Annotated in this window: 24 protein-coding genes, 1 other RNA gene and 1 riboswitch; of the genes, 21 read left to right on the top strand and 4 right to left on the bottom strand. The window is 45.3% G+C overall.

The annotated features are described in order from the left end of the window. Window positions 1–131 precede the first annotated feature (131 nt). The 7 genes from DXC01_RS04185 (at window position 132) to pap (ending at window position 9,999) form a co-directional block, all read left to right on the top strand. Window positions 132–620: a MarR family winged helix-turn-helix transcriptional regulator gene (locus DXC01_RS04185; protein ID WP_022215595.1), complete on the top strand. Its 489-nt coding sequence runs from the start codon at window positions 132–134 to the stop codon at window positions 618–620. Further along, window positions 613–2,346, top strand: coding sequence for an ABC transporter ATP-binding protein (locus tag DXC01_RS04180; RefSeq protein WP_118698332.1), 1,734 nt, complete (start codon window positions 613–615; stop codon window positions 2,344–2,346). Before DXC01_RS04185 ends, DXC01_RS04180 begins: the two co-directional genes overlap by 8 nt. After that, window positions 2,339–4,237 (top strand): ABC transporter ATP-binding protein, encoded by a 1,899-nt coding sequence (locus DXC01_RS04175; protein WP_118698331.1) that lies wholly within the window; start codon window positions 2,339–2,341, stop codon window positions 4,235–4,237. Before DXC01_RS04180 ends, DXC01_RS04175 begins: the two co-directional genes overlap by 8 nt. Before the next feature lie 239 nt (window positions 4,238–4,476). Then, window positions 4,477–5,304: an HAD family hydrolase gene (locus DXC01_RS04170; RefSeq protein ID WP_118698330.1), complete on the top strand. Its 828-nt coding sequence runs from the start codon at window positions 4,477–4,479 to the stop codon at window positions 5,302–5,304. 194 nt (window positions 5,305–5,498) lie between these two features. Continuing rightward, the gene (locus tag DXC01_RS04165) at window positions 5,499–7,403 is read left to right on the top strand and encodes a PTS beta-glucoside transporter subunit IIBCA (RefSeq protein WP_118698329.1); all 1,905 of its coding nucleotides are present in this window, start codon (window positions 5,499–5,501) and stop codon (window positions 7,401–7,403) included. A 129-nt stretch (window positions 7,404–7,532) separates the two neighbouring features. Continuing rightward, the gene (locus DXC01_RS04160; RefSeq protein ID WP_022215600.1) at window positions 7,533–8,504 is read left to right on the top strand and encodes a LacI family DNA-binding transcriptional regulator; all 972 of its coding nucleotides are present in this window, start codon (window positions 7,533–7,535) and stop codon (window positions 8,502–8,504) included. 22 nt (window positions 8,505–8,526) lie between these two features. Next, the gene (gene pap / locus DXC01_RS04155) at window positions 8,527–9,999 is read left to right on the top strand and encodes a polyphosphate:AMP phosphotransferase (protein WP_118251348.1); all 1,473 of its coding nucleotides are present in this window, start codon (window positions 8,527–8,529) and stop codon (window positions 9,997–9,999) included. 377 nt (window positions 10,000–10,376) lie between these two features. Here pap and nrdR read toward each other — a convergent pair whose 3' ends face one another. After that, window positions 10,377–10,829, bottom strand: coding sequence for a transcriptional regulator NrdR (gene nrdR / locus DXC01_RS04150; RefSeq protein WP_022215602.1), 453 nt, complete (start codon window positions 10,827–10,829; stop codon window positions 10,377–10,379). Window positions 10,830–10,952: 123 nt separating this feature from the next. Here nrdR and DXC01_RS04145 point away from each other — a divergent pair, with 123 nt between their 5' ends. Together DXC01_RS04145 and sigG are read left to right on the top strand one after the other, a co-directional pair. Beyond that, window positions 10,953–11,204, top strand: a complete 252-nt coding sequence (locus tag DXC01_RS04145; protein ID WP_118251486.1) for a YlmC/YmxH family sporulation protein — start codon at window positions 10,953–10,955, stop codon at window positions 11,202–11,204. A 116-nt stretch (window positions 11,205–11,320) separates the two neighbouring features. Next, window positions 11,321–12,100: an RNA polymerase sporulation sigma factor SigG gene (sigG, locus tag DXC01_RS04140; RefSeq protein WP_022215603.1), complete on the top strand. Its 780-nt coding sequence runs from the start codon at window positions 11,321–11,323 to the stop codon at window positions 12,098–12,100. Between the two features lie 65 nt (window positions 12,101–12,165). Here the strand turns inward: sigG and gdhA are convergent, their stop codons facing one another. Continuing rightward, window positions 12,166–13,500, bottom strand: coding sequence for an NADP-specific glutamate dehydrogenase (gene gdhA / locus DXC01_RS04135; protein ID WP_022215604.1), 1,335 nt, complete (start codon window positions 13,498–13,500; stop codon window positions 12,166–12,168). 243 nt (window positions 13,501–13,743) lie between these two features. Here gdhA and DXC01_RS04130 point away from each other — a divergent pair, with 243 nt between their 5' ends. The 9 genes from DXC01_RS04130 to DXC01_RS04090 all read left to right on the top strand — a co-directional run bounded on the left by DXC01_RS04130 (window position 13,744) and on the right by DXC01_RS04090 (window position 21,244). Next, window positions 13,744–14,964 (top strand): aminotransferase class I/II-fold pyridoxal phosphate-dependent enzyme, encoded by a 1,221-nt coding sequence (locus tag DXC01_RS04130; RefSeq protein WP_022215605.1) that lies wholly within the window; start codon window positions 13,744–13,746, stop codon window positions 14,962–14,964. 174 nt (window positions 14,965–15,138) lie between these two features. Then, window positions 15,139–16,500: a citrate/2-methylcitrate synthase gene (locus tag DXC01_RS04125; RefSeq protein ID WP_022215606.1), complete on the top strand. Its 1,362-nt coding sequence runs from the start codon at window positions 15,139–15,141 to the stop codon at window positions 16,498–16,500. A gap of 13 nt (window positions 16,501–16,513) precedes the next feature. Beyond that, window positions 16,514–17,017 carry a YqeG family HAD IIIA-type phosphatase gene (locus DXC01_RS04120; RefSeq protein WP_022215607.1) on the top strand — a complete coding sequence of 168 codons (504 nt, stop codon included), beginning with the start codon at window positions 16,514–16,516 and terminating at the stop codon, window positions 17,015–17,017. Beyond that, window positions 17,014–17,526 (top strand): shikimate kinase, encoded by a 513-nt coding sequence (locus tag DXC01_RS04115; RefSeq protein WP_118698328.1) that lies wholly within the window; start codon window positions 17,014–17,016, stop codon window positions 17,524–17,526. Before DXC01_RS04120 ends, DXC01_RS04115 begins: the two co-directional genes overlap by 4 nt. A 74-nt stretch (window positions 17,527–17,600) precedes the next feature. Continuing rightward, entirely contained in the window at window positions 17,601–18,158 is a 558-nt protein-coding gene (efp, locus tag DXC01_RS04110) for an elongation factor P (RefSeq protein WP_022215609.1), read from the top strand. Window positions 18,159–18,231: 73 nt separating this feature from the next. Continuing rightward, complete coding sequence (locus tag DXC01_RS04105) at window positions 18,232–19,239, top strand: aldo/keto reductase (protein WP_022215610.1); 1,008 nt, start codon at window positions 18,232–18,234, stop codon at window positions 19,237–19,239. Window positions 19,240–19,278: 39 nt separating this feature from the next. Then, window positions 19,279–19,860: a nitroreductase family protein gene (locus DXC01_RS04100; RefSeq protein ID WP_118251349.1), complete on the top strand. Its 582-nt coding sequence runs from the start codon at window positions 19,279–19,281 to the stop codon at window positions 19,858–19,860. A 333-nt stretch (window positions 19,861–20,193) separates the two neighbouring features. Next, a complete protein-coding gene (locus DXC01_RS04095; protein WP_022215612.1) occupies window positions 20,194–20,550 on the top strand; it encodes a CidA/LrgA family protein in 357 nt (118 codons plus the stop codon). A 1-nt stretch (window position 20,551) separates the two neighbouring features. Next, window positions 20,552–21,244, top strand: coding sequence for an LrgB family protein (locus DXC01_RS04090; RefSeq protein WP_022215613.1), 693 nt, complete (start codon window positions 20,552–20,554; stop codon window positions 21,242–21,244). Between the two features lie 250 nt (window positions 21,245–21,494). Here DXC01_RS04090 and putP read toward each other — a convergent pair whose 3' ends face one another. Then, entirely contained in the window at window positions 21,495–23,033 is a 1,539-nt protein-coding gene (putP, locus tag DXC01_RS04085; protein ID WP_022215614.1) for a sodium/proline symporter PutP, read from the bottom strand. A 310-nt stretch (window positions 23,034–23,343) separates the two neighbouring features. Here putP and DXC01_RS04080 point away from each other — a divergent pair, with 310 nt between their 5' ends. Then, complete coding sequence (locus DXC01_RS04080; RefSeq protein ID WP_022215615.1) at window positions 23,344–23,661, top strand: hypothetical protein; 318 nt, start codon at window positions 23,344–23,346, stop codon at window positions 23,659–23,661. A gap of 46 nt (window positions 23,662–23,707) precedes the next feature. Further along, a riboswitch (cyclic di-GMP riboswitch) is annotated at window positions 23,708–23,797 on the top strand. Window positions 23,798–23,927: 130 nt separating this feature from the next. On the opposite strand, the gene ssrA is transcribed toward DXC01_RS04080, so the two are convergent. Further along, window positions 23,928–24,276: a transfer-messenger RNA gene (gene ssrA, locus DXC01_RS04075) on the bottom strand. Between the two features lie 225 nt (window positions 24,277–24,501). Between ssrA and DXC01_RS04070 the strand changes: the two genes are divergently transcribed. Further along, a complete protein-coding gene (locus DXC01_RS04070; RefSeq protein WP_118698327.1) occupies window positions 24,502–24,984 on the top strand; it encodes a transcriptional repressor in 483 nt (160 codons plus the stop codon). 236 nt (window positions 24,985–25,220) lie between these two features. Next, window positions 25,221–25,535, top strand: a complete 315-nt coding sequence (locus DXC01_RS04065; protein WP_022214552.1) for a DUF6110 family protein — start codon at window positions 25,221–25,223, stop codon at window positions 25,533–25,535. Window positions 25,536–25,559 lie beyond the last annotated feature (24 nt).

The following is a 25,559-nucleotide window of genomic DNA, read 5'->3' as shown; positions in this document are numbered from 1 at the left end:
TTTGTGTACAAAAGTTCACACAAAAAAATAGATAAAACAACTTGACATTAAAAAATCATATTTGTATAATATCAAAAGTTAGGATGCGAACTAATTTAAGGAATCGGTGAAAGGGGGAACTCGCTGTTTCGATGAAAGAAACGGAAGAAAAACTGACAAATATGCACGTGGGAAGGCTGATCCATATGATGTCGCATCAGATGAAGCGGGATTCCAACAGTGTGGCATCGGCGATCGAGAACGATGAGCTGACGATCATGCAGAAACATGTGCTGAAATTTGTTCTTCTGGAGTCTCTCCACAGAGACCTTTATCAGAAGGATATTGAAGAAGAATTTCAGATCAGGAAATCCACAGTCACAGGGATCCTCAAACTCATGGAGAAACATGGGTATATTTACAGAGAAAGTGTAAAGAAGGATGCCAGGCTGAAACGGATCGTTCCGACTGCGAAAGCAGAAGAGATGCGGCCGAAGATCCTGGAACATATCCAGAAAACAGAGGCAAGGCTGATCGAAGGGATAGCCCCGGAGGATGTTCTGATCTGCAAAAAAGCATTGGGACAGATGCTGTGTAATCTGTCAGAAATGAATAAGGAGGAAAATCAAAAAGATGAATAAGACACTTTTTAAATCCATCAGAGAATACAAGAAGCAGTCCATGCTGGCTCCGATCCTTGTCATCCTCGAAGTACTGATGGAAGTGCTCATTCCTCTGGAGATGGCAAAGATCATCGACGTTGGTATCGCCAACGGTGATCTGGGATACATCGTACAGAGGGGGATCATCCTGGTCGCAATGGCGATGCTCGCGCTGTTTTTTGGCGTGCAGGCCGGAAATATGGCAGCAGTTGCAGCGGCAGGATATGCGAAAAATCTTCGTCACGATATTTTTTATAAGGTACAGGATTTTTCATTCAAAAACATTGACCATTTTTCCACATCCGGTCTGGTCACACGAATGACGACCGATATCACAAACGTACAGATGGCATACATGATGAGTATCCGTCTTCTGGCGAGAGCTCCGATCATGGTGATCTTATCCTGGGTCATGACACTTTTGATCAATGTCAAGATCGCACTTCTGTTCCTGGTCGTGATCCCGGTTCTCGGCGGCGCACTGATGTACATTGCAAAAAAAGCACATCCGCATTTTATCAAAGTATTTGACGAGTACGATGAGCTGAACAATTCCGTTCAGGAAAACGTCAACGCTGCCCGTGTAGTGAAAGCTTTTGTAAGAGAAGATTATGAGGTAAATAAATTCCATGGGGTATCCAAATACGTTTATACCCTGTTCACAAAGGCTGAAAAGATCGTTGCATGGAATGCGCCGACCATGCAGTTTATGATGTATGCGGTCGTTCTTCTGATCGCTGTGATCGGTGGACGCAGTATTGTGTTTGGAACCATGGAGACAGGTGAGCTGACAAGTGTGATCGTCTATGCACTGCAGATCCTGATGTCTCTGAATATGGTAACTTTTGTATTTGTCATGATCATGATCGCAGAGGCTTCTACAGACCGTATCACAGAGGTTCTTAATGAAGTGCCTGAGATGCAGGACAGATCTGATGCAGTCAGAGAAGTCCCGAGCGGCGATATCGTTTTTGACCATGTAAACTTCAGCTATGCCGGAGAGGGCGGAAATCTTTCGCTGAAAGATGTAAACCTTCATATTAAATCCGGACAGACAGTCGGAATCATCGGTGGAACAGGAAGTGCCAAATCCACACTGGTTCAGATGATCCCGAGACTTTACGATGTCACCGGCGGTGCAGTCAAAGTTGGCGGGATCGATGTAAGAGACTACAACCTGGAAGTGCTCCGTGATCAGGTATCCATGGTGCTCCAGAAAAACGTCCTTTTCTCTGGTTCCATCTACGAAAACATCCGTTGGGGTGATGAGCATGCTTCTGACGAAGAAGTAAGACGTGTATGTAAGCTGGCGCAGGCAGATGGTTTCGTTACAGAATTCCCGAATGGCTACGATACCATGATCGTTCAGGGTGGAAATAACGTTTCCGGTGGCCAGAAACAGCGACTCTGTATCGCACGTGCTCTTCTGAAAAAACCGAAGATCCTGATCCTTGACGATTCTACCAGTGCGGTAGATACCAAGACAGATGCCCTGATCCGTAAAGCTTTCCGCGAGGAGATCCCGGATACGACCAAGATCATCATTGCACAGCGTGTTTCTTCTATAGAAGATGCGGACCAGATCATTGTTCTGGATGGCGGCCAGATTGTCGGAGTGGGAACTTCCGAAGAACTTCTGAAGACAAATGAAATTTACAGAGAAGTATACGAATCTCAGGTGAAGGGAGGCGAAGAGGATGAGTAATAACAGCAAAAATAAAAAACCGCGAATGACAAAGAAAGATCTGCAGACAGCAAAGCGTCTTATGAAATATATGACAGGAAAATACAAATTTCAGTTTATCCTTGTATTTTTCTGTATCCTGATCAGTGCGGTGGCAACAACAGCAGTTTCTCTTTCTCTGAGATATCTTCTGGATGATTTTATCCTTCCTCTGATTGGACAGAAGAGCCCGGATTTCGCCGGACTTTATAAGGCGCTGACGGTTCTTGGATGTGTCTTCCTGGCAGGTGTTGCTGCGACTTTTATCTATACAAGGATGATGGTATATATCGGACAGGGCGTCTTAAAGAGAGTGCGAGACGATATGTTTGAACATATGCAGACTCTGCCGATCCGCTATTTTGACCAGAATACAAACGGTTCGATCATGAGTCTTTATACGAATGATACGGATACCCTGAGACAGATGATCAGCCAGGCGATCCCGCAGGCGCTGATGGCACTGTTTACGATTGTCGTTACCTTTATTTCCATGCTGGTTCTGAGCCCGCTGCTCACGATCCTGGCGGTTTTGATCATTTTCCTGATGCTGTTTGTCACAGGAAAGATCGGTGCAAAGAGTGGAAAATACTTCGTTCGACAGCAGATGTCCCTCGCAGATGTGACAGGTTTTGTCGAAGAGCGTATGAACGGACAGCGTGTTGTCAAAGTTTTTAACCATGAAAAGAAATCCGAAGAGGAATTTGACAAACTGAACGAGGCTCTTTTTGAGAGTGCGGCACAGGCGAACAAATACGGTAACATGATGGGACCGGTCATCGGAAACATCGGAAACCTGCAGTTTGTCCTGACAGCAGTTCTCGGCGGGATCCTTTCCGTTGCAGGAGTTGGGGGGATCACACTTGGTGTCATGGCTTCCTACCTGCAGTTTACCAAGAGCTTTACACAGCCGTTCATGCAGGTGGCACAGCAGTTTAACTCCATCGTCATGGCACTTGCCGGTGCAGAGCGTATCTTTAACCTGATCGATGAGAAGCCGGAGGATGACGAAGGTTATGTAACTCTCGTCAATGCGAAAAAAGATGCCAACGGAAACATCACAGAGTGCAAGGAGAGAACGGGCATGTGGGCATGGAAACATCCGCATTCCGCAGACGGTTCTGTATCTTACACAGAGCTCAAAGGTGATGTAAGGTTCGAAGATGTAACTTTTGGCTACAATGAGGACAAAACCATCCTCCACGACATCAGCCTCTATGCAAAACCGGGTCAGAAACTTGCATTCGTAGGTTCTACCGGAGCAGGAAAAACAACGATCACCAACCTGATCAACCGTTTCTACGATATCCAGGATGGAAAGATCCGTTATGATGGAATCAATATCACAAAGATCAAAAAAGACGACCTGAGACATTCCCTCGGTATCGTTCTTCAGGATACACACCTGTTTACCGGAACGATTCGTGACAACATCCGTTACGGTAAGCTGGATGCGACAGATGAGGAAATCTATGCAGCAGCCAAACTTGCCCATGCAGATCAGTTTATCCAGATGCTTCCGAAGGGATATGATACCATGTTAAGTGGTGACGGCGAGGAATTATCCCAGGGGCAGAGACAGCTTCTCTCCATTGCCAGGGCAGCCGTTGCAGACCCGCCGGTACTCATTCTTGATGAGGCAACTTCAAGCATCGATACCCGTACAGAGAACATTGTTCAGCAGGGTATGGACAACCTGATGAAAGGCCGTACCGTATTTGTTATCGCCCACAGACTTTCTACAATTCGAAACAGCGATGCGATCATTGTTCTGGAACACGGAAAGATCATCGAGAGAGGTGACCATAAGGACCTGATCAAGCAGAAAGGTACTTATTATCAGCTTTACACAGGAAAGCTGGAACTTTCATAAAAAAAATAAAAGATCATCCTACGACAAAGAGAAATGGCAGACGTTCTGTTCACGCAGGGCCAATGCCATTTCTTTTTTTGTTTTTATGAAACAGAAACGAAAACGATTTCATATATTACGCACAAAAAGATATTGAAAATATTATATAAAACGCCAGTTTACAAATATATCGACAAGAAATATAATGAAATTAATGAAAATGATTACATATTAATATAAAAGGGAGAAATGAAAGATCTATGAAACCAAAAGCTATTTTTCTGGATATTGATGGAACACTGACAGAGCCGGGAACCAATGTGCCTCCGGCTTCTGCCCTGGAAGCGATCAGGAGAGCACAGGAAGCAGGAAATTATGTTTTTCTCTGCACAGGACGCAATTATGCAATGCTGTCACCGCTTCTGAAATATGGATTTGACGGAGTTGTGGCAAGCTCCGGCGGATATGTGGTGTGCAGAGATGAAGTGATCTATGACAGCCCGATGACAGACGAAGAACGTGACCGCATGAGTCAGCTCCTGAAAGAAAACGGGATCTTTCGGACGATCGAGTGTGTGGAGGGAGCTTTTACAGATGACGGCTTCAAGAACTTCCTCAGAGAACACGCAAATGAAGGTGGAAACAGTGAAATGCTCCGCTGGCAGGAACAGATCGAGAAGGATCTGAATATCTTACCAATGGAAGCCTATAAGGGGCAGGCGGTATACAAGATGGTCGTTATGAGCCCGTCTATGGAAAGCCTTGAGATCTGCCGGGAAGAACTGAAGGATGATTTTTCCTTCTGTATCCAGGAGCCGAGAGGCGGGTTTGTAAACGGCGAGATCATAAGCCGCAGATTTGACAAAGGAACCGGTGTGCTGAAAGTATGTGAGCATCTGGGAATTTCCCTGGAAGATTCGGTCGGCTTCGGCGACAGTATGAATGACAAGGAAATGCTGGAAGTCGCAGGATTAAGTGTCTGCATGGAAAACGGCAGTGAGGAGATGAAGAAAATTGCTGACGTGATCTGCCCGTCCGTGACAGAAGATGGAATAAAAAAAGCATTTGAAAAATATCATTTAATGTAGTGCTTTTATGCGGTCCTTCAAAGACTGCATACAGGAGGTGAAAACGATTACAGAAATATGCACAAAAATGACCTTTGATGTTTGGCTGAAATGCCAGTTTACAAATGAAACAAAAAGGGTTATATTAAAAATACGAAATGTAAACGATTTCATACAAGAGCGCAAAGCAAAAACAAAGGAAAGAGGGAGAGAAAATGGCAATGGATTATGCAAAGTGTGCAAAAGAAATCTTTGATGCCGTTGGCGGCAGATCCAATCTTGTAAGTGCGGCACATTGTGCAACGAGACTGCGTCTGGTAACGGTAGACAACAGCAAGATCGATATGAAGAAACTTGAGAACATCGATGGTGTGAAAGGTGTTTTCAGTAACAACGGACAGCTTCAGCTCATCATCGGAACCGGCACAGTAAATAAGGTATACGATGAATTCCTCAAGGTCAGCGGAATGACCGCAGCGACCAAAGAAGAAGTGAAGGCAGCAGCGGTAGCGAAACAGCCGGTATTCAAACGAATGATCAAGGCACTGGGAGATGTTTTCGTGCCGATCCTTCCGGCGATCGTAGCATCTGGTCTTATGATGGGACTGGTAGAGGCACTTGGTAAGGCAATGCCTGCATTTGCAGGAAGCGACTGGTACGGGATCCTCGACCTGTTTTCAAACACAGCATTTACCTTCCTGCCGATCCTGATCGCAGTATCTGCGGCAAGAGTATTCGGCGGAAATATTTTCCTAGGTGCAGTCATCGGTATGATCATGATCCACCCGAACCTTATCAACGCATGGTCTGTAGCATCTATGGATGCAGCTGACATCCCGGTATGGCATCTGTTTGGATTTTCCATCAGACAGGTTGGATATCAGGGTCATGTAATTCCTGTTATCATCGCAGTATGGATCATGTGCAAGCTGGAGAACTGGCTGCATAAACATGTTCCGGAGATGATTGACCTTTTTGTAACGCCACTTTGTACCGTACTGATCACAGGTTTCCTTACCATCGGACTGATCGGACCGGTATTCTCCACAGCAGAAACTTATGTACTTGAATTTGCGTCCTGGATCATCACAGTAGGACACGGAATCGGAGCAATGATCATGGGTGCGATCTATCCGCTCACAGTAGTCTGCGGTATCCACCACATGTACAATGTAATTGAAGCAGGTATGCTTGCTTCTGACGGGCTGAATATCTGGATGCCGATCGCATCCGCAGCAAACTTTGCACAGGGAGCTGCCTGCCTCGCAGTCGGCCTCAAAGCAAGAAACTACAAGACAAAATCAATCTCCATCCCGTCTGCATTATCCGCAGCACTTGGAATTACAGAACCGGCGATCTTCGGTGTAAACCTTCGTTTCATGAAACCTCTTGTATGTGGTATGGCAGGTGGTGCCGTTGGAGCCCTGCTTGGATCCATTTTCCACATTGGAGCAACTTCTTACGGAGTTACAGGAATCCCGGGATTCCTTACCACACTGGATTATTCCGCACAGTATGCGATCATGCTGGCAGTTTCCTTCGCAGTAGCATTCGCACTGACCTGGTTCACCTGGAAAGAAGACCCGGAAGATGCCAAAGTGACAGCAGCAAAAACAGATGACGCTCCGACAGCAACAGAAGAGACAGCAGAAGAAGTAACGGTAGACGGTACAGCAAAGAAACTGTATGCACCGATCCAGGGAACCATTGTTCCGAGAAATGAGATCCCGGATGATACGTTTGCAGCAGGCGTTCTCGGTGACGGTGTCGGAATCGACCCGGAAGAAGGCGTTGTCGTGGCTCCGTTTGACGGCGAGATCTCTTCTGTAACAGATACAAAACATGCAATCGGTATCACAGGACCGGCAGATATGGAAGTCCTGATCCATGTAGGTGTTGATACCGTAAACATGAAAGGTGACGGATTTGAGCTTCTGGTAGAAGAAGGACAGAAAGTCAAAGCAGGCCAGAAGCTGATGACTTTTGACATCGCAAAGATCAAAGCAGCCGGATACAGCCCGGTAGCGGCAGTGCTTCTGACAAACAGTGATGATTATCCGGAATTTAAAGTAGTAAAAACAGGAAAGACCCAGAGACTGGAAGAAGTCTTTACCGTATAAAATTAAATAATAAGTAAGAGAAGGCACTGTCAGATTCCTGGATTAGATCCGTATTTGACAGTGCCTTTTTTTTATGAAACGTGGTAACAAAAGCAAAATTGTGTTATACTACAGCAAAGGGGAAAAAGCATGAATATAAGTGAAATAGCAAAATTAGCAGGTGTGTCCAGTGCGGCAGTTTCCCGTTACTTTAACAACGGATATATTTCAGAAGAGAAGAAAGAGGCGATCCGCAAAGTTGTAGAGCAGACAGGCTATCGCCCTTCCATCCAGGCACAGACACTCCGTACCAAAAAAACAAAAATGATCGGTGTGATCGTACCAAAGATCGCATCCGCATCCATAGGCAAGATCGTAGAAGGAGTTCTCTCTGTACTGAATGAGAGCGGTTATCAGATGCTCCTCGCGGTGACACAGAACGATCCGAAGAAAGAACTGGAATATCTTTCTGCTTTTAACGACAAGCAGGTGGACGGCGTGATCCTCGCTGCGACAGTAGTGACCGCCGAGCATAAGAAGATCCTTAAGAACCTGTCTGTACCGGTGATCCTGGTAGGACAGCAGTATTCCGGCCATTGCTGTGTGTATCATGATGATTATCACGCTACCAGAGATCTCACAGAAGCCGTTCTCGATATGGGAAGGAAAAATCCGGGATATATCGGCGCGATCATGCAGGACAAGGCAGTTGGCGCAGAACGTTTTGGCGGTTATGAAGATGCTGTAAAAAAAGCCGGCATAGAGAAGGCGGCACAGCAGACGGTGATTTCTGCATTTACTTCTGATTCCGGTTATGAGAAGGCGGGAGAACTGCTTGCGAAGTATCCGGAGCTTGATGCAGTCATCTGTGCGACAGATACCATGGCTGCCGGAGCCGTCCGTTATCTGAGAGAGCATGGAAAGAAAGTCCCGGAGGATATTCTGGTTGCGGGACATGGAGATTCTGAGATCGCGAGAGTGATCACACCGCCGATCCCTACCGTGCATTTTTCTTATGAGAAGAGCGGTGAGATGGCAGTGGAGATGCTGATCGAAATGATGGGACAGGGTGAAACAGCGGTCAGAGAGGTGAAGCTTGGCTATTCTCTGATCAATATATAATAAAAGAAATGGGGTGCGTTTTTTGCTGAAAACATGGATACCGGGAGAAACTCCCGAGAAAGAGGAACTGAAACAGCAGCTCGATGCGGCAAGAAAGAAACTTTATGATCTTCAGATGAAGATCAAGGAGCACAAACTTCCGGTGCTGGTGCTTTTTGAGGGATGGAGTGCCGCCGGCAAGGGCAGTATGATCGGCAAGGTGATCAAGAATATCGACCCGAGATTTTTTAAGGTGGCGACGATGTCAGCTCCGTCTGAGGAGGAACTGCGCAGACCATTTCTTTACCGCTACATGTGCCAGATCCCGGAGCAGGGCAAATTTACTTTTCTGGATTCCGGATGGATGGAGCAGACGACGCAGGAAGTGCTCCGTAAGGAACTGACCGGAGAGGATTATGAGAAGCGGATCGAGAGCATCCGCCGGTTTGAGCGTCAGCTTACGGATAATGGTTATCTGGTGCTCAAGTTCTTTATGCAGATCGACAAAGAAGAGCAGAAATTCCGCATGGATAAACTCTGTTCCAGTCAGGATACACGCTGGAGAGTGTCAGAATTCGACAAATGGCAGCAGGAACATTACCGCAAATGCGAGAAAGTCTATGACCGCTATCTCAAGGATACGAATGCATCAACCTCTCCATGGTATATCATAGACGCCAGGGACAAGAAATGGGCAGAATTACAGGTGATGGATACACTGGTGAGCAGCATTGAGGTTGCCCTCCAGAACCAGAGCCATTCCGTTCCGATCCTTCAGAATATCTTCCCTTTGGTAAAGATGCCGAAACTGGCAGATGTTGAGCTTGCCGGCAAGACGATCGACGATGAGGAATATGACAAGGAACTTAAGAAACTCCAGAGTAAATTAAGTGAACTCCATAACCGTCTCTACCGCAAACGGATCCCGGTGATCATCACATACGAAGGATGGGATGCTGCCGGCAAGGGTGGAAATATCAAGAGAATCACAGGTGCACTTGATCCACGCGGATACGAGGTGCATCCGATCGCCAGCCCGGAACCACACGAAAAAGCCCGCCATTATCTGTGGCGTTTCTGGACGAGACTTCCAAAGGACGGTCATATCGCAATTTTTGACCGTACCTGGTATGGACGCGTCATGGTGGAGCGACTGGAAGGATTCTGCAGTGAAAATGACTGGAAACGCGCTTACAATGAAATGAACGAATTTGAGAAAGAACTGTCCGACTGGGGAGCTGTGATCATCAAATTCTGGGTTCAGATTGACAAGGATACACAGCTTGCACGGTTTAATGACCGTCAGAACAATCCTGAGAAACAATGGAAGATCACGGATGAGGACTGGAGAAACCGTGAGAAATGGGATCAGTATGAGGAGGCGGTCAATGAGATGCTCAAGAAGACTAGTACGGCTTATGCGCCGTGGCATATTCTTGAGTCGGTGGATAAGAAGTATGCGCGCATTAAGGCGCTCAAGATTGTGATCAAAGAGTTGGAAAAAGCCCTGAAATAAGGGCTTTTTTGATGCCCTTATTATCCCTGTTTTTTATTATTTCCTTTAATCCTGGGGATTTGGATGCTTGGGAGCAGAGCAAACCGCGAAGGGACGTTGCCCGTCCCCTCGCCACCCCTCGGCTGGGTGTTTGACGGAAATTTTGTCGTGTGGGATGCCCTTTGAAAAATTCTCCTGGTGCAACAAGTCGGGAAACTTTCGTATAAATGGATTCGAAATTTGCACTGTGTCTCAGGGTGCCTGCGTCTGCATTTTCTAAGGCTCCCCCACAAGACAAAATTCCCGTCAAACATTCAGGAGGGCACTGAAAAAGTCTACAAGGTAACCGCCTTAACAAAAAAGTGTCGATACAAATCGACGGGTCCCAGGGCAGTACCCTACGGCTCCATAAACTTTTTTAGTTCATCCATAAAAGTACTAACATCCTTAAACTCACGATACACCGACGCAAACCGCACATATGCAACAGCATCGAGATCCTTCAAATGCTCCATAACGATCTCGCCGATGCGAGTACTGGAAATCTCCTTATCCGCGCTCTCAAAAATAGACCCCTCGATGGAGTCAATCATAGACTCAATCTTCTCGATCGGGATCGGGCGTTTGTAGCACGCACGAAGAACACCGTCCTGGATCTTAGAACGGTGATAAGCTTCTCTTGTCTGATCCTTCTTGATGACACTTAATGGAATAGTCTCAACCTTCTCATAAGTGGTAAATCTCTTGCCGCAGGATTCACACATCCTTCTCCTGCGGATCGCATTGGTATCTTCGACAGGTCTGGAATCAACGACCTTGGTATTATCCTGATTACAAAATGGGCATCTCACGGTATTATCCCTCTTTTCCCTTTTATGGGCTAATTATACTGTATTTTTTTGGGTAATGTCAATAAATTACAGTGTATATTTCCGGCATTTTATGCATATATTTTTGAAAAAAATGGTGTCTGTATGCGTCTTTGCGAATTAAGGCAAAAAGAGATCATAAATATCCGCACCTGCAGAAGTCTTGGCTGTCCGATCGATCTGGAATTTGATGAAAGAAGCGGAAAGATCACAGCACTGATCGTTCCCGGACCTGGCAGATTCTGCTGTTTCTGGGGACGGGAAAGTGAATTTATCATCCCATGGAGCAGCGTCCGTCAGATCGGAGGAGATATCATCCTGGTGGAACTCCCGGAAGAAAAATGTCCTCACAGATAGTACCTTTTGCAAAACTGTCAAGGACTTATATTTTTTATATTTTTCGCAAAAAAGAATATTTCATATCCTCCCTGAGAATCATCTTTAGTACCAACTGAAATAAGGAGGATATTTCGATGGCACTAAACAAAGTTGAGATCTGCGGAGTGAACACAGCCAGTCTTCCAGTTCTGGCTCCGGAGGAGAAGGAGGAACTTTTTGAAAAGATAAAAGCCGGTGATAAGGAAGCGAGAGAGCGTTACATCAAGGGAAATCTGCGGCTTGTCTTAAGTGTGATCAAACGATTTCAGAACAGCAGTGAAAATGCGGATGATCTTTTTCAGATCGGCTGTATCGGACTTATGAAGGCCATTGATAATTTTGACACGACTTTGATGGTCAAGTTTTCTACTTATGCAGTGCCAATGATCATAGGGGAGATCCGGAGGTATCTGCGGGACAACAGCAGTATCCGTGTCAGCCGTTCGCTTCGTGACATTGCGTACAAGGCAATCTATGCCAAAGAAAGTTACATGAAAAAGAACCTGCGGGAACCGACGATCGCGGAGATCGCAGAAGAGATTGGGATTGAAAAAGAGATGATCGTGTACGCCCTCGATGCGATCCAGAACCCGGTCAGTCTCTTTGAACCGGTATATTCTGAAGGGGGAGACACCCTGTATGTGATGGATCAGATCAGTGACAAGAAAAACAAAGAAGATCACTGGCTGGAAAATCTTTCGCTCAGAGAGGCGATGAACCGCCTCGGGGAGAGGGAGAGACACATCATTGATATGCGGTTTTATGAGGGAAAAACGCAGATGGAAGTGGCAGAAGAGATCGGGATCTCCCAGGCACAGGTCAGCCGTCTGGAAAAAACTGCCCTTCGAAATATGAGAAATTATCTTCGTCCATAACAAAAAGCTCCGGCATGAAAACCGGAGCTTTTTGAATATCAATGATTCGCAGAGGAGGAAATTAATTAAACAAGGCCCTGAGCGATCATTGCGTCTACAACTTTTTCGAAGCCGGCGATGTTAGCACCTGCAACGAAGTTATCTGGCATGTCATAACGTTTTGCAGCGTCATCGATCTTAGCGTAGATGTCTTTCATGATCTGATGAAGTTTGGCATCAACTTCTTCTGCTGTCCAGGAAAGTCTCTGGGAGTTCTGGCTCATTTCCAGTGCGGAAGTAGCAACACCACCGGCGTTGGATGCTTTTCCAGGAAGGAAGAGAACGCCGTTTGCCATAGCGTATTCTGTAGCTTCTCTTGTAGTAGGCATGTTAGCACCTTCTACGATATATTTGCAGCCGTTTGCTATCAGAGTCTTAACGCCGTCAACATCAAGTTCGTTCTGAGTTGCGCATGGAAGGTAAACATCACATTTGATGTTCCAGATTCCAGTACCTTCTGTGTAGGTAGCACCTTCTACACGGTCAGCATATTCTTTGATACGTCCACGTTTTACTTCTTTGATGTCTTTGACAACGTCGAGATTGATTCCGTTTGGATCATATACATATCCGTTAGAGTCACACAGAGCAACAACTTTGGCACCAAGCTGAGTAGCTTTCTGGATTGCATAGATTGCAACGTTTCCGGAACCTGTAACAACGACTGTCTTTCCTTCGAGAGAATCGTTGTGAGCCTGCATCAGCTCGTTGAGGATATATACAACACCGTATCCTGTTGCTTCTGTACGGATGAGGGATCCGCCGTAGGTAAGTCCTTTACCTGTCAGAACGCCTTCATAGAGGCCACGGATACGTTTGTACTGTCCGAACAGGAATCCGATCTCACGTCCGCCAACACCGATATCACCAGCCGGTACGTCTGTGTCAGCACCGATATATTTGGAAAGCTCTGTCATAAAGCTCTGGCAGAATGCCATAACTTCTCTGTCGGATTTGCCTTTAGGATCGAAGTTGGAACCACCTTTACCACCACCGATCGGAAGACCTGTCAGAGAGTTCTTGAATACCTGCTCGAAACCAAGGAATTTAAGAATGCTCTGGTTTACTGTAGGATGGAAACGAAGACCTCCCTTGTAAGGTCCGATTGCACTGTTGAACTGTACACGGTATCCTTTGTTGATCTGTACGTTCCCGTTGTCATCGATCCACGGAACACGGAAAGAGATGATTCTTTCTGGCTCTACCAGACGCTCCAGGATGGAAAGGCTGCGGTATTTCTCCTCGTTACGGTCGATAACAACCTTAAGGGAATCCAGAACTTCTTTTACTGCCTGATGAAATTCCGGTTCACCAGGATTCTGTGCAACGACTCTTTCATAAACTTCTTCTGTGTAAGACATGACGATTTTCCTCCTCGTTTGTTTGCGTATAAAATAATAACGTCTTTGTGGGGCTTACAAATGCCCAGACACTATTATACACGAAAGTGGTAAAGTTGAAAAGGGGAATATTAATTTTTTTTATATCTTACTAAATTTGTATGAATATGACAATAATATCCGAAATTTTTTCATCTTGATAAAATGACCTGAATATGAGATTATAGTAAAAACTATGTAAAATCTCAGAGAGGAGTGAAAAAAATGAGAACATTTGACAAATCTGCCAAGCTAGATAATGTACTGTATGATGTAAGAGGACCGGTGGTTGACGAGGCGGCGAAGATGGAGGAAGAGGGTAAGGAGATCCTGAAGCTTAATATCGGAAATCCATATCCTTTTGGTTTCTCAGCTCCTCAGGAAGTGATCCTGGACATGCTGAGTAATATCCGCACTTCACAGGGCTATTCTGATTCCAAGGGTATTTTTTCTGCCCGCAAGGCGATCATGCAGTATGCACAGCTTCGCGGGATCCCGAATGTGACCATGAATGATATCTATACAGGAAATGGTGTCAGTGAACTTATCAGCCTGTGTATGCAGGCACTTCTGGATAATGGAGATGAGATTTTGATCCCGGCACCGGATTATCCGCTGTGGACGGCGACTGCGACACTGGCAGGAGGCAAGGTCGTACATTATATCTGTGACGAGCAGTCTGACTGGTATCCAGATATCGAGGATATCAGAAGCAAGATCACGGACAGGACCAAAGCGATCGTTATCATCAACCCGAATAACCCGACAGGTGCTGTCTATCCGAAGGAGATCCTGGAGCAGATCGCGCAGATCGCCAGAGAGAAGGAACTGATCATTTTTTCTGATGAGATCTATGACCGTCTTGTCATGGACGGATATCAGCATACTTCGATCGCATCTCTTGCACCGGATGTATTCTGCGTGACATTTTCCGGACTTTCCAAATCCCATATGATCGCAGGATTCCGTATCGGCTGGATGATCTTAAGCGGAGCCAAGGAGCGTGCGAAGGGTTATATAGAAGGAATCAAGATGCTTTCTTCCATGCGTCTCTGTTCCAATGTGCCGGCGCAGGCGATAGTACAGACTGCCCTTGGCGGTTACCAGAGCGTTGCAGAGTATGTGAAACCGGGCGGAAGAGTTTATGAGCAGAGAGAGTGCATTTACAATGCCTTAAAGGATATCCCGGGAATCAGCGTTGTGAAGCCGCATGCGGCATTTTATATTTTCCCGAAACTGGATGTGGAGAAATTTAATATCACGGATGACGAGCAGTTTGCACTGGATTTCCTGCATGAGAAGCAGGTGCTTCTTGTACCGGGCAAAGGCTTCAACTGGGGTGCACCGGATCATTTCCGTGTGGTTTATCTGCCGAATACAAGGCAGCTTGAGACTGCTTCACAGAAACTTAAAGAATTTTTGAGCACCTACCGTCAGGGCAGATAAAGGAAAGCCTGGCAAAGGCAGTGTGCATTTTTGGGATAGACCAAAATGAGTTTTGATGGTATACTGTATCTACTGTGTTGTAAACGATTACTGCGAACAGTAACGTAAAACTACGGTAACAACGGGGAGGGAGTTTGATCGAGAAAAAGCAAAGGACTTGAAAGGAGACTTACAATGGCAGGATTTAATATGAAGGTAACACCGGAGATCGAACAGCTTACAGAGGCATGTAAGGACCACACTACGATGGATCTTTCTTTATATGGTAAGTATGATGTCAAGCGTGGTCTGCGTGATATCAATGGTAAGGGTGTTCTCGCCGGACTGACCCAGGTGTCCAATGTACAGGCGGTCAAGGTTGTAGACGGTAAGGAGGTTCCATGTGCAGGAAGCCTTTATTACAGAGGTTACAATATCAAAGATCTCACGAACGGTTTTGTCAAGGATAACCGTTTTGGTTTCGAAGAGACTACATATCTTCTTCTGTTCGGTACTCTGCCGAATGAGAAGCAGCTTGAGGATTTTAAGGAACTTCTGGCAAATCAGCGGTCACTTCCGCGAAATTTTGTCAGGGATGTCATCATGAAGGCACCGGGACGTGATATCATGAATGCTCTGTCAAGAAGTGTCCTTACTTTGTATTCTTATGACAATAATCCGGATGATATTTCCTTACCGAATGTTCTGAGACAGTGCCTGAATCTGATCAGTATTTTTCCACTGTTGTCAGTTTATGGTTATCAGGCGTATAATCATTATGTGAGAGGCAAGAGTCTTTATATCCACAATCCGAAGAAGGAACTTTCCACAGCGGAAAATATCCTCCGTATGCTGCGCCCGGATAAGCAATACACAGATCTGGAAGCGAAGATCCTGGATCTTGCCCTGATCCTTCACATGGAGCATGGCGGTGGTAACAACTCTACATTTACCACACATGTTGTGTCTTCATCCGGAACAGATACCTATTCCGCGATCGCGGCATCACTTGGTTCCCTCAAAGGACCAAAGCACGGCGGTGCCAACATCAAGGTTGTCCAGATGTTCCAGGATATGAAGAAGGAAGTCAAGAACTGGGAAGATGAGGATGCGGTGAGAGCATATCTCAAGCGTCTCCTTCATAAAGAAGCCTTTGATAAGAGAGGTCTGATCTATGGTATGGGTCATGCGATCTATTCTGTTTCCGATCCGAGAGCAGAAGTCCTTCGAGGTTTTGTAGAAAGCCTCGCGAAAGAAAAGGGACGCATGAAGGATTACAGACTGTACTCCATGGTTGAGTGGATGGCTCCTGAAGTTATCGCAGAGGAACGACGCATCTACAAGGGTGTCAGCGCGAACGTGGACTTTTACAGCGGCTTTGTATACAGCATGCTGGATCTGCCGCTTGAGCTGTACACACCAATGTTTGCGGTTGCCCGTATCGTAGGATGGAGCGCGCATCGTATGGAAGAGCTGATCAATACAGACAAGATCATCCGTCCTGCATACAAGAACGTGCTTCCGGCAGCGGAGTATGTACCGCTTAAAGAAAGATAGACAGGAGAAGAAAATGTTTCGATGTTTTTTTCCGGATGAATATGTGGATTCCACATATGTGATCGATTTTGAAAAACTGTATCAGGAAGGATACAGAGGTTTGATCTTTGATATTGATAATACACTTGTGCCGCATGGGGCACCGGCAGATACACGTGCGATCGCACTGTTTCGGCGTCTTAAGAAGCTGGGATTTGGCTGCTGCCTTTTATCCAACAATCAGAAGAAGAGAGTGGCTTCTTTTAATGATGCGGTCCAGGTGAATTATATTGAGAACGCACACAAGCCTTCTGTGAGAAATTATAACAGGGCAATGGAGATTCTGGGTACGAATACTGAGAATACCATTTTTATAGGAGATCAGCTTTTTACCGATGTATACGGAGCCAAGAGAGCCGGCATCCGCAATATTCTGGTCAAGCCGATCGATCCGAAAGAAGAAATCCAGATCGTGCTCAAGCGCTATCTGGAAAAAATAGTACTATACTTTTATGAGAAAGAGGAGGGGATTTCATGAACCATGTGGTGATCATCGGGTTTATGGGTTCAGGTAAAACAAGAGTAGGAAAACAGCTGTCCAAGGATCTGGGGTTATCATTTGTCGATCTGGAGAGACTGATCACAAGAAAGATGAACATGTCTGCCAGAGAGATCTTTCAGCGGTTTGGTGAACCGTATTACCGTGCACTGGAGACAGTTGCACTCAAACAGCTTATTCAGGACAATGAACGCAGAGTCATTTCTCTGGGAGCAGGACTTCCGCTTCAGGAGCAGAATGAGAAATATCTCAAGGAGCTCGGCACAGTCGTTTATCTGAAGGGTTCACTGGCAACTCTCAAGAAACGTCTGGAAGGTTCCAGCAAGGATCCGATGCTTGACGGTGATGACCGCGATGAGAAGATCAAGAAGCTTCTGAAACAGAGAGATCCGGTTTATCAGAAGTTTGCAGACGTTACGGTTGTTACCGGAGAGAAGCCATTTGAAGAGCTGATCAAAGAAATTGAAGAGAAATTAGCTGCACAATAAAAAAAGTAGTTGAAAAATCTTCATGTGTATTATAAAATAATTGATAGCGACAACATAAGAAGGAGGAAATTAAAATGATTTCAGCAGGTGATTTCAGAAACGGTGTCACAATTGAAATTGAAGGAAATGTATGTCAGATCGTTGAGTTCCAGCATGTAAAACCTGGAAAGGGCGCTGCATTCGTAAGAACAAAATATAAAAATATCATTACAGGAGCTGTACTGGAGAAATCTTTCCGTCCAACAGAGAAGTTCCCGCAGGCACGTATCGACCGTGTAGACATGAGCTATCTGTACAACGATGGAGATCTTTACAACTTCATGAATGTTGAGACTTATGACCAGGTTGCACTTACCAAAGAGCAGGTTGGAGATTCTCTCAAATTCGTTAAGGAGAACGAAGTTGTTAAAGTTTGCTCCTGGAACGGAAACGTATATGCAATCGAGCCGCCTCTGTTCGTAGAGCTTGAGGTTATCGAGACTGAGCCAGGATTCGCTGGAAACACAGCACAGGGTGCTACCAAACCGGCAACTGTTGAGACTGGCGCACAGGTAATGGTTCCTCTGTTTGTAAACCAGGGCGACAAACTGAAAATCGATACAAGAACAGGTGAATATCTGTCTCGTGTATAATTAATAGGAAATGATAGGATACCACCGGAGAGATTCGGTGGTATTTTTTTATAAAAAAGGAAGAGGGTGTATTATGGAATACAGAATACTTGGAAAAACAGGACTTAAGATCTCGCGTATGGGATTTGGAGGAATTCCGATCCAGAAGATTGACGAGGAAGGCACCAGAAAACTGCTTCACGAGATGATGGAGATGGGAGTCAACTATATTGATTCTGCAAGAGGATATACCGTCAGTGAGCAGTACATCGGATATGGTCTGGAGGGAATCCGTGATAAATTTGTGCTTGCGACCAAATCCATGTCCAGAACAAAAGAAGCAATGGCAGCGGATATTGAGACAAGTCTTGGAAATTTCCGCACAGACTATATCGACCTTTATCAGGTACACAACCCAAGCATGGAACAGCTTGATCAGGTGATCGGCGAGGGCGGTGCATTGGAAGCTCTGATGGAAGCGAAGGCAGCGGGCAAGATCGGACATATCGGACTGACTGCACATTCTACAGCTGTTTTTGAGCGTGCACTGGGACTTGACTGGGTGGAAACGATCATGTTCCCATACAATATCGTAGAACAGCAGGGTGCAGAACTCATCCATAAATGCGCAGAGAAAAACATCGGCTTTATCGATATGAAACCATTGGCAGGCGGTGCGATCGAGGATGCGACCCTGGCACTTCGCTATGTCTGTTCCAATCCTGATGTGACCGTCGTGATCCCGGGAATGGCAGAAGTCCGTGAACTGGAGCAGAACCTTGCCGCATGTTCCAACACAGAACCACTCGCCGACGAAGAATTAAAAGCAATGGACAAAGTCCGCGAACAGCTCGGTACCGATTTCTGCCGCAGATGCAACTACTGCGCGCCATGTACCGTTGGAATCAACATTCCAAGCGTGTTCCTGTTCGCAGGCTACCTTCAGAGATACGACCTCGCAGACTGGGCAAAAGACCGTTACAGCACACTGAAAGTAAAAGCTTCTGCCTGCATCGGCTGCGGCAAATGCGAGCCAAGATGCCCGTACCATCTGCCGATCCGCGAGAAACTCAAGAAGTGTGCGCAGGATATGGGAGAATAAATCTGTTTTTTACAGAAGAAAATCAAGGGAGATACACAAATGTTCAAAGATATTGTAAAAGCAAGCAGAAGCTACAGAGGTTATGACGAATCCTATCGTTTCAGAAGAGAAGAACTGGAGGATTTCGTGGACTGTGCACGTTTTGCACCATCCAGTGTGAATGCGCAGCCGTTTCGGTATTATCTGGCGTGGGAGAAGGAGGAGGTTGACCGTATCCAGAAACTGACAAACTGGGCGAGAGCACTCCCTGAGATGCAGCTTCCACATCCGGGAAAATGCCCGACCGGATTTATCATCATCTGTCAGGATCTGAATCTCGGAGCTTCTATCCCGAGATACCAGAAGGATGTTGGAATCGTTGCACAGACCATGCTTCTCGCAGCAGCTGAGAAAGGGCTCGGCGGTTGTATGATCGGAAATTACAATGCAGATTCCGTCAAAAAAGAACTGAGTCTGGCAGAAAATCTTGCCCCGGTACTGATCGTAGCGTTTGGCAAACCGGCAGAAGAGATCGTGATCAAAGAGATTGAGGAAGGTGAAAGTATCGCCTACTATCGCGCCGAAAACGATGTACACTACGTACCAAAACGCAAACTGTCAGATATCCTCATAAAGAAATAAATTACAAGAGATGAAAGAATAACCCATTCCAGAGCTGCTACAGTACCGGGATGGGTTATATTATTGGAATCATTTATATCTTTGGATATAAAGTTTGTGCAGTAGTGGAGGAAGCAAGAATCCCTGAGGTTTGATTGTGGGAAATGCCAAAACAGCATTCTTTTTGAAAGATCACTGATGTAGCTTTTATACAGACCAAAAATTGACATTTTTCAAACTGTTACATAAAAAACTGCCGATATAACGGCAGTTTTTTGTACTTTTTTTGACTTGTTATGACAAAAAAGGATGTGCTATAATAGACAGCAGTGAATTTTTTAGGAGGCGAAAAAAGTGAAATATCTGAGACAGTTTGGAATCATCCTTGCTGTGACCTGTGCGGGGGAGATCATGAAGTATTTTATCCCGCTTCCGATACCGGGCAGTATCTATGGACTGATTCTGATGTTTGTGCTTCTTTTGACAAAGGTGATCAAAGTAGAGCACGTAAAGGAGACCGGTGAATTTCTGATCGAGATCATGCCGCTTATGTTCATTCCGGCAGGCGTTGGTCTGATCACATCCTGGAGCCAGCTGCAGTCTTTTCTGGTGCCGCTCCTGGTAATCACAGTCGTATCGACGTTTGTAGTCATGATCGTTACAGGAAAGGTTACAGATTTTTTAATATCCAGAAAAGAGGGAAAGAAGTAAGATGGACAATTTAATCATGAGTTCGGCAACGGTAGGGATCGTGATCAGCCTTCTGGCATATGAGATCGGGCTTGCAGCACAGCGTAAATGGAAGCTGGCGTTATTAAATCCGCTTCTGATCTCTATTGCGATCGTGATCGCGTTTCTGGTAGTTTTTCATGTGGATTATGAAAGCTACAATATGAGTGCAAAATACCTGAGCTACCTTCTGACACCTGCGACGGTAAGCCTGGCGATCCCTCTGTATCTGCAGCTTGATCTGCTGAAAAAGAATATCGGGGCGATCTTTGGCGGAGTTATTTCAGGCGTTATCGCAAGTCTTGGAACGGTACTTGTAATGTCGATCGTATTCGGTCTGAGCCACAAAGAATATGTGACCATGCTTCCGAAGTCTATTACGACAGCAATCGGTATGGGCATTTCTGAGGAGCTTGGCGGATATGTGACAATTTCTGTTGCAGTGATCATCATTACAGGTGTTCTTGGAAACATGTTTGCAGAATACATCTGCAAACTGTTCCGCATCAAGAGTCCGATCTCCAGAGGACTTGCGATCGGTACAGCATCTCATGCGGTAGGTACAGCAAGAGCAATGGAGCTTGGAGAAGTAGAGGGAGCGATGAGCAGTCTGGCGATCGTTGTGTGCGGTCTGTGCACTGTCATTGGAGCTTCGATCTTTTCCTATCTCTGGTAAAATAAAAAGTAAAAGACATCGTAACTGTTCAGTATCCTCACAGTTACGAGTCAAAATGCATTCCAAATCACCTTCGGTGATGGCATTTTGACTTGTATGTCTCGGGATTTTGGCAAAAACATGCCAAAACACCTCGCGGGATATTACCTACTGAATAGTTGCAAGACATCAAAAAAAGAAACCGTGGAATCCAGTTAAAAAGGATTCTGCGGTTTCTTTTTTTGTTGTTTTGAAATGATTGCTGAAATTTTTATTCAGCCATTTTTTTCTGAACCAGTTCGAACTCGTCTGTGATCTCTTTGGATGGAGCTTTGGTAGCAAGGCTTACTACAATGATCATCACACTGGAGATCAGGAATGCCGGAAGGAGTTCATAGAAGTTCAGGAAGGAAACGTTTGGACGGACCAGATATTTCCATACGAATACCATAACACCGCCGGAAACCATTCCTGCGAGAGCTCCCTGCCAGTTGGTACGCTTCCAGAACAGTGCAAAGAGCACGACCGGACCGAATACAGCACCGAAACCTGCCCATGCAAAAGATACGATGTTGAATACAGAACTGTCCGGGTTGCGGGCAATGATAACTGCGATAACAGCGATCGCAAGCAGAGTAACACGGTCAGTGAGCATGGTCTCCTGTTTCTTCTTATTCTTCAGGACTGCGCCGAAAAGGTCGGAAGAAACAGCAGAAGAAGCAGCCAGAAGCTGTGAATCTGCGGTGGACATCGTAGATGCCAGGATTCCTGCAAGGATCGTACCGCCGAGCAGTGCCGGAAGTACACCATGTGTGCTCAAGAGATCTGCGATCTTGACGATGATGGTTTCTGAGTCAGCTCCATGAAGCATTTCCAGTTCGCCGGCTTCTGTCATTCCAAGACCGATGACACCGATCATAACGGCAACTGCGAGGGAAATCACAACCCAGGTAGTAGCCACTCTTCTGGATAAGGAAAGTTTCTTCTCATCTTCGATCGCCATGAAACGAAGAAGGATGTGAGGCATTCCGAAATATCCAAGTCCCCATGCCAGCATAGAAACGATGTTGATGAGCGGATAAGCTGCTTCTGTGCCTGTTTCCGGGTTGTAAGTGGTCATCATGGTAAGGTATCCAGGCAGTGACTTTGCGTGGCTGATAACTGCGTCAGGACCGCCTGCAACAGATACTCCGAAGCCAAATACAATGATCAGTGCGATGGACATGATGATGCTCTGGATAAAGTCTGTGGTGGATGCCGCAAGGAATCCTCCAAGAGTCGTATATCCGACGATGATCAGTGCACTGATGATCATCGCAGTCAGATATTTTACTCCGAACAGACTGGAGAACAGTTTTCCGCAGGCAGCGAAACCGGAAGCTGTATATGGAATAAAGAAGATCACAATAAAAATAGCTCCGATCGACTGCAGGATCCTGCGGTCGTCCCTGAAACGATTGCTGAAAAAGGACGGTAAAGTAATAGAGTTTCCTGCTACATGAGTGTAGAGACGGATTCTCTTAGCTACGATTTTCCAGTTAAGGTATGTACCGATTGCGAGTCCGATCGCAGTCCAGCCTGCGTCTGCGATACCGGAAAGATATGCAAGACCAGGAAGTCCCATAAGGAGCCAGCTGCTCATATCGGAGGCTTCTGCACTCATTGCGGTTACCAGAGGACCAAGCTTACGACCGCCCAGATAAAAGTCTGAGGTATCGTTGTTCTGCTTGGAACAGAGATAGCCGACAAAGAGCATTGCACCAAGATAGATAATGATCGCAATCATGATACAGATGTGTGCTGTTGTCATAAATTCCTCTCCCTTCTGAAGTTGAAATGTATATTTATACATCGTTGATATGCATATACATACAATATTATTAGAAAATCCTTCAAAAGTAAAGAAATTTCTTCTCAATAAAAGCACAGGTTTTCTGAAAAAAACAAAAATCTCTAAAATCGCCGTAAACCCTCATAAAATAAGGCTGAAATTGAACAGGAATGAAAAAGATTTGTCGAATTTTTCAATAAATTGTCAGACGAATTTTGTTGACGTTTGGCGGGATTCTTTATAGAATAAGGGTGAAACCTATAGTATTGCACAAACGGAGGATAGAAAATTGGAAAAAATGACCGAAGTTGCAATTGTGAATTGCATCGAAAAAATGATGACGGAAAGGAGAGAAAAAATACTCGAATCTGATGAATACATCAGACAGGACGTAGACGATCTGAAAGAGCTGGAAGAAAGATACGCCGGCATGAATCTTCCTTACATGTTCAGAAGGGTGATTGATGATTATATCGCCTGCCTGGAATCAAAGAGTGAAAGATATGCAGATCTGTCTTATGTCAGGGGTATGGGTGATGCGATCTTCCTGCTCAAAAACATCGGTGCTCTCGGAAGCCCGGAAGCACTCAGCGTAAATGCAGAATAACTAATGAAACAATATCGTTTATGCAATAAAAGAGTATATTTATTTTATATTTAAAAGGCATAGCCGGGGAAATCCGGTGACGCAAAACTATAGGGTCTAAGCAAATGAAACAAATGTATGACAGCCAGTTGCACCTACAAGATATATATAGATCTTTTAAGAATCAGGAAAAAAGAATTACATATTCAGTAATACAAAAGATAACAAAAAGCTGACGCACATCTCCGTAGGTTTCGAAAGATGTGCGTCAGCTTTTTGATGCCATAAAATGGACCTGAGGGGAATCGAACCCCTGTCCGAAAGCCTATCCCTTGCGGTATCTCCCATCACAGTCGCTGATTTGACATTCCCTTGGCAGTACGCCCACCGACAGGCTTACTGCTTTGGTAGCTTCATGATACATCTACCGGGGCAAAGCTTACCCGGCAAGGTTTCTCACATAGTCGACACCAGATTCCTGATGTGTGAGTGCATCAGGGCTGATGAGCAGCGCTTAGGCTGCTAACGCGTACTGTTCGTCTGCGTTTATATTTAGTTTCCCGGTTGATACGCAGTCCAGGAGTCTGCGGATGGCTGCCTCAACTTCAAAGCCCCCGTCGAAACCAGTACAAGCCCCAAACGTTTGGTGAAGGCTGAGCCTCCTTAGAAATACTGGTAAACAGACGATGCTCTTGTTTTGACTGTTTCTTATTATATGCAATAAAAGTTCCAGTTGTCAAGGGGAAGACAAAATTTCCGATTAAATTTCTTTCTGATAAAAAATAATCTTGACAGAAAAGGTTAGGTGATGTAAACTTTTGATAGTTGAATCGAACTAACTGAACGGACGGGAGTGATAGAATGGAAGCACTGAGAGAGATAATCTTTGAAGACGAAATGGAAACGGAAGTGAATTCCTGCCGTGATCAGCAGTATCAGCGGAGTAATATGCAGAGAAGTGCGATCATGAACAGACTTCGCCAGGCTGGCTGCAGAATTACAAAACAGAGAAAAATCATACTTGATATTATCCTGCAGGAGGAATGCACCTGCTGTAAGGAAATTTATTTTCTGGCATCAAAGAGAGATCCTAACATCGGAATGGCTACGATATATCGCATGATCAATCTCCTGGAAGAGATCGGTGCCCTCAAGAGGAAACGCGCTTACCGCATCTGCAATGAGGAATCCCCGGTACATATCTGCAGTGTCAAGCTGGATGACTACACCAGCATCCTCCTGGACGGTGAGAAACTGCGCCAGGTGATCGAGAAAGGCATGGAATCTTTTGGCTATCTGCACGACAGACGGGTACGCAGTATTTCAATGGAGAGCGGCGAATAACCGCTTTCCATGCACCTTTTTATAGGAAAGTATATAAAAATCCATCAAAAAATCCCTTATATTTTTATACATAAATGAGAAAATTTCTCAGAAGTGCAAGTTAGGCTGGACTTTTATTTGACGCATATTATAATGGTTGTAATGTCAAGGGACGGAACAGAAACCTATCATCCCGATGACAATAAAATACACTACATTAATTAGTAAATAATTTTACAACAGGAGGTATAAGTATAATGATCAAACTTAACACAAAACACAGCGGACTTTTTGCAGCAGGAGTAGTATTCGGAACAGCAGGTATCAAAGTACTTTCCAGCAAGGATGCAAAGAAGCTTTATACCAACTGCACAGCAGCCGTTCTTCGTGCCAAAGACTGCGTTATGAAGACAGTATCCAAGGTTCAGGAAAACGCAGAGGATATCTATGCAGAAGCTAAGCAGATCAACGAAGACCGTGCCGCAGCAGAGGAAGCTTTTGAAGATGCAGCAGAGGAAGAAACTGTAGAAGAGACCACAGAAGAAACTGTAGAGACTGCAGAAGAAGAGTAAGAAATATCAAAAAAGAACACCTGT

The sequence above is a fragment of the Blautia sp. OM07-19 genome (genome assembly GCF_003481595.1).
GTDB classification, from domain to species: domain Bacteria; phylum Bacillota; class Clostridia; order Lachnospirales; family Lachnospiraceae; genus Blautia_A; species Blautia_A intestinihominis.
This window is presented reverse-complemented; position numbering and strand designations above follow the sequence as displayed.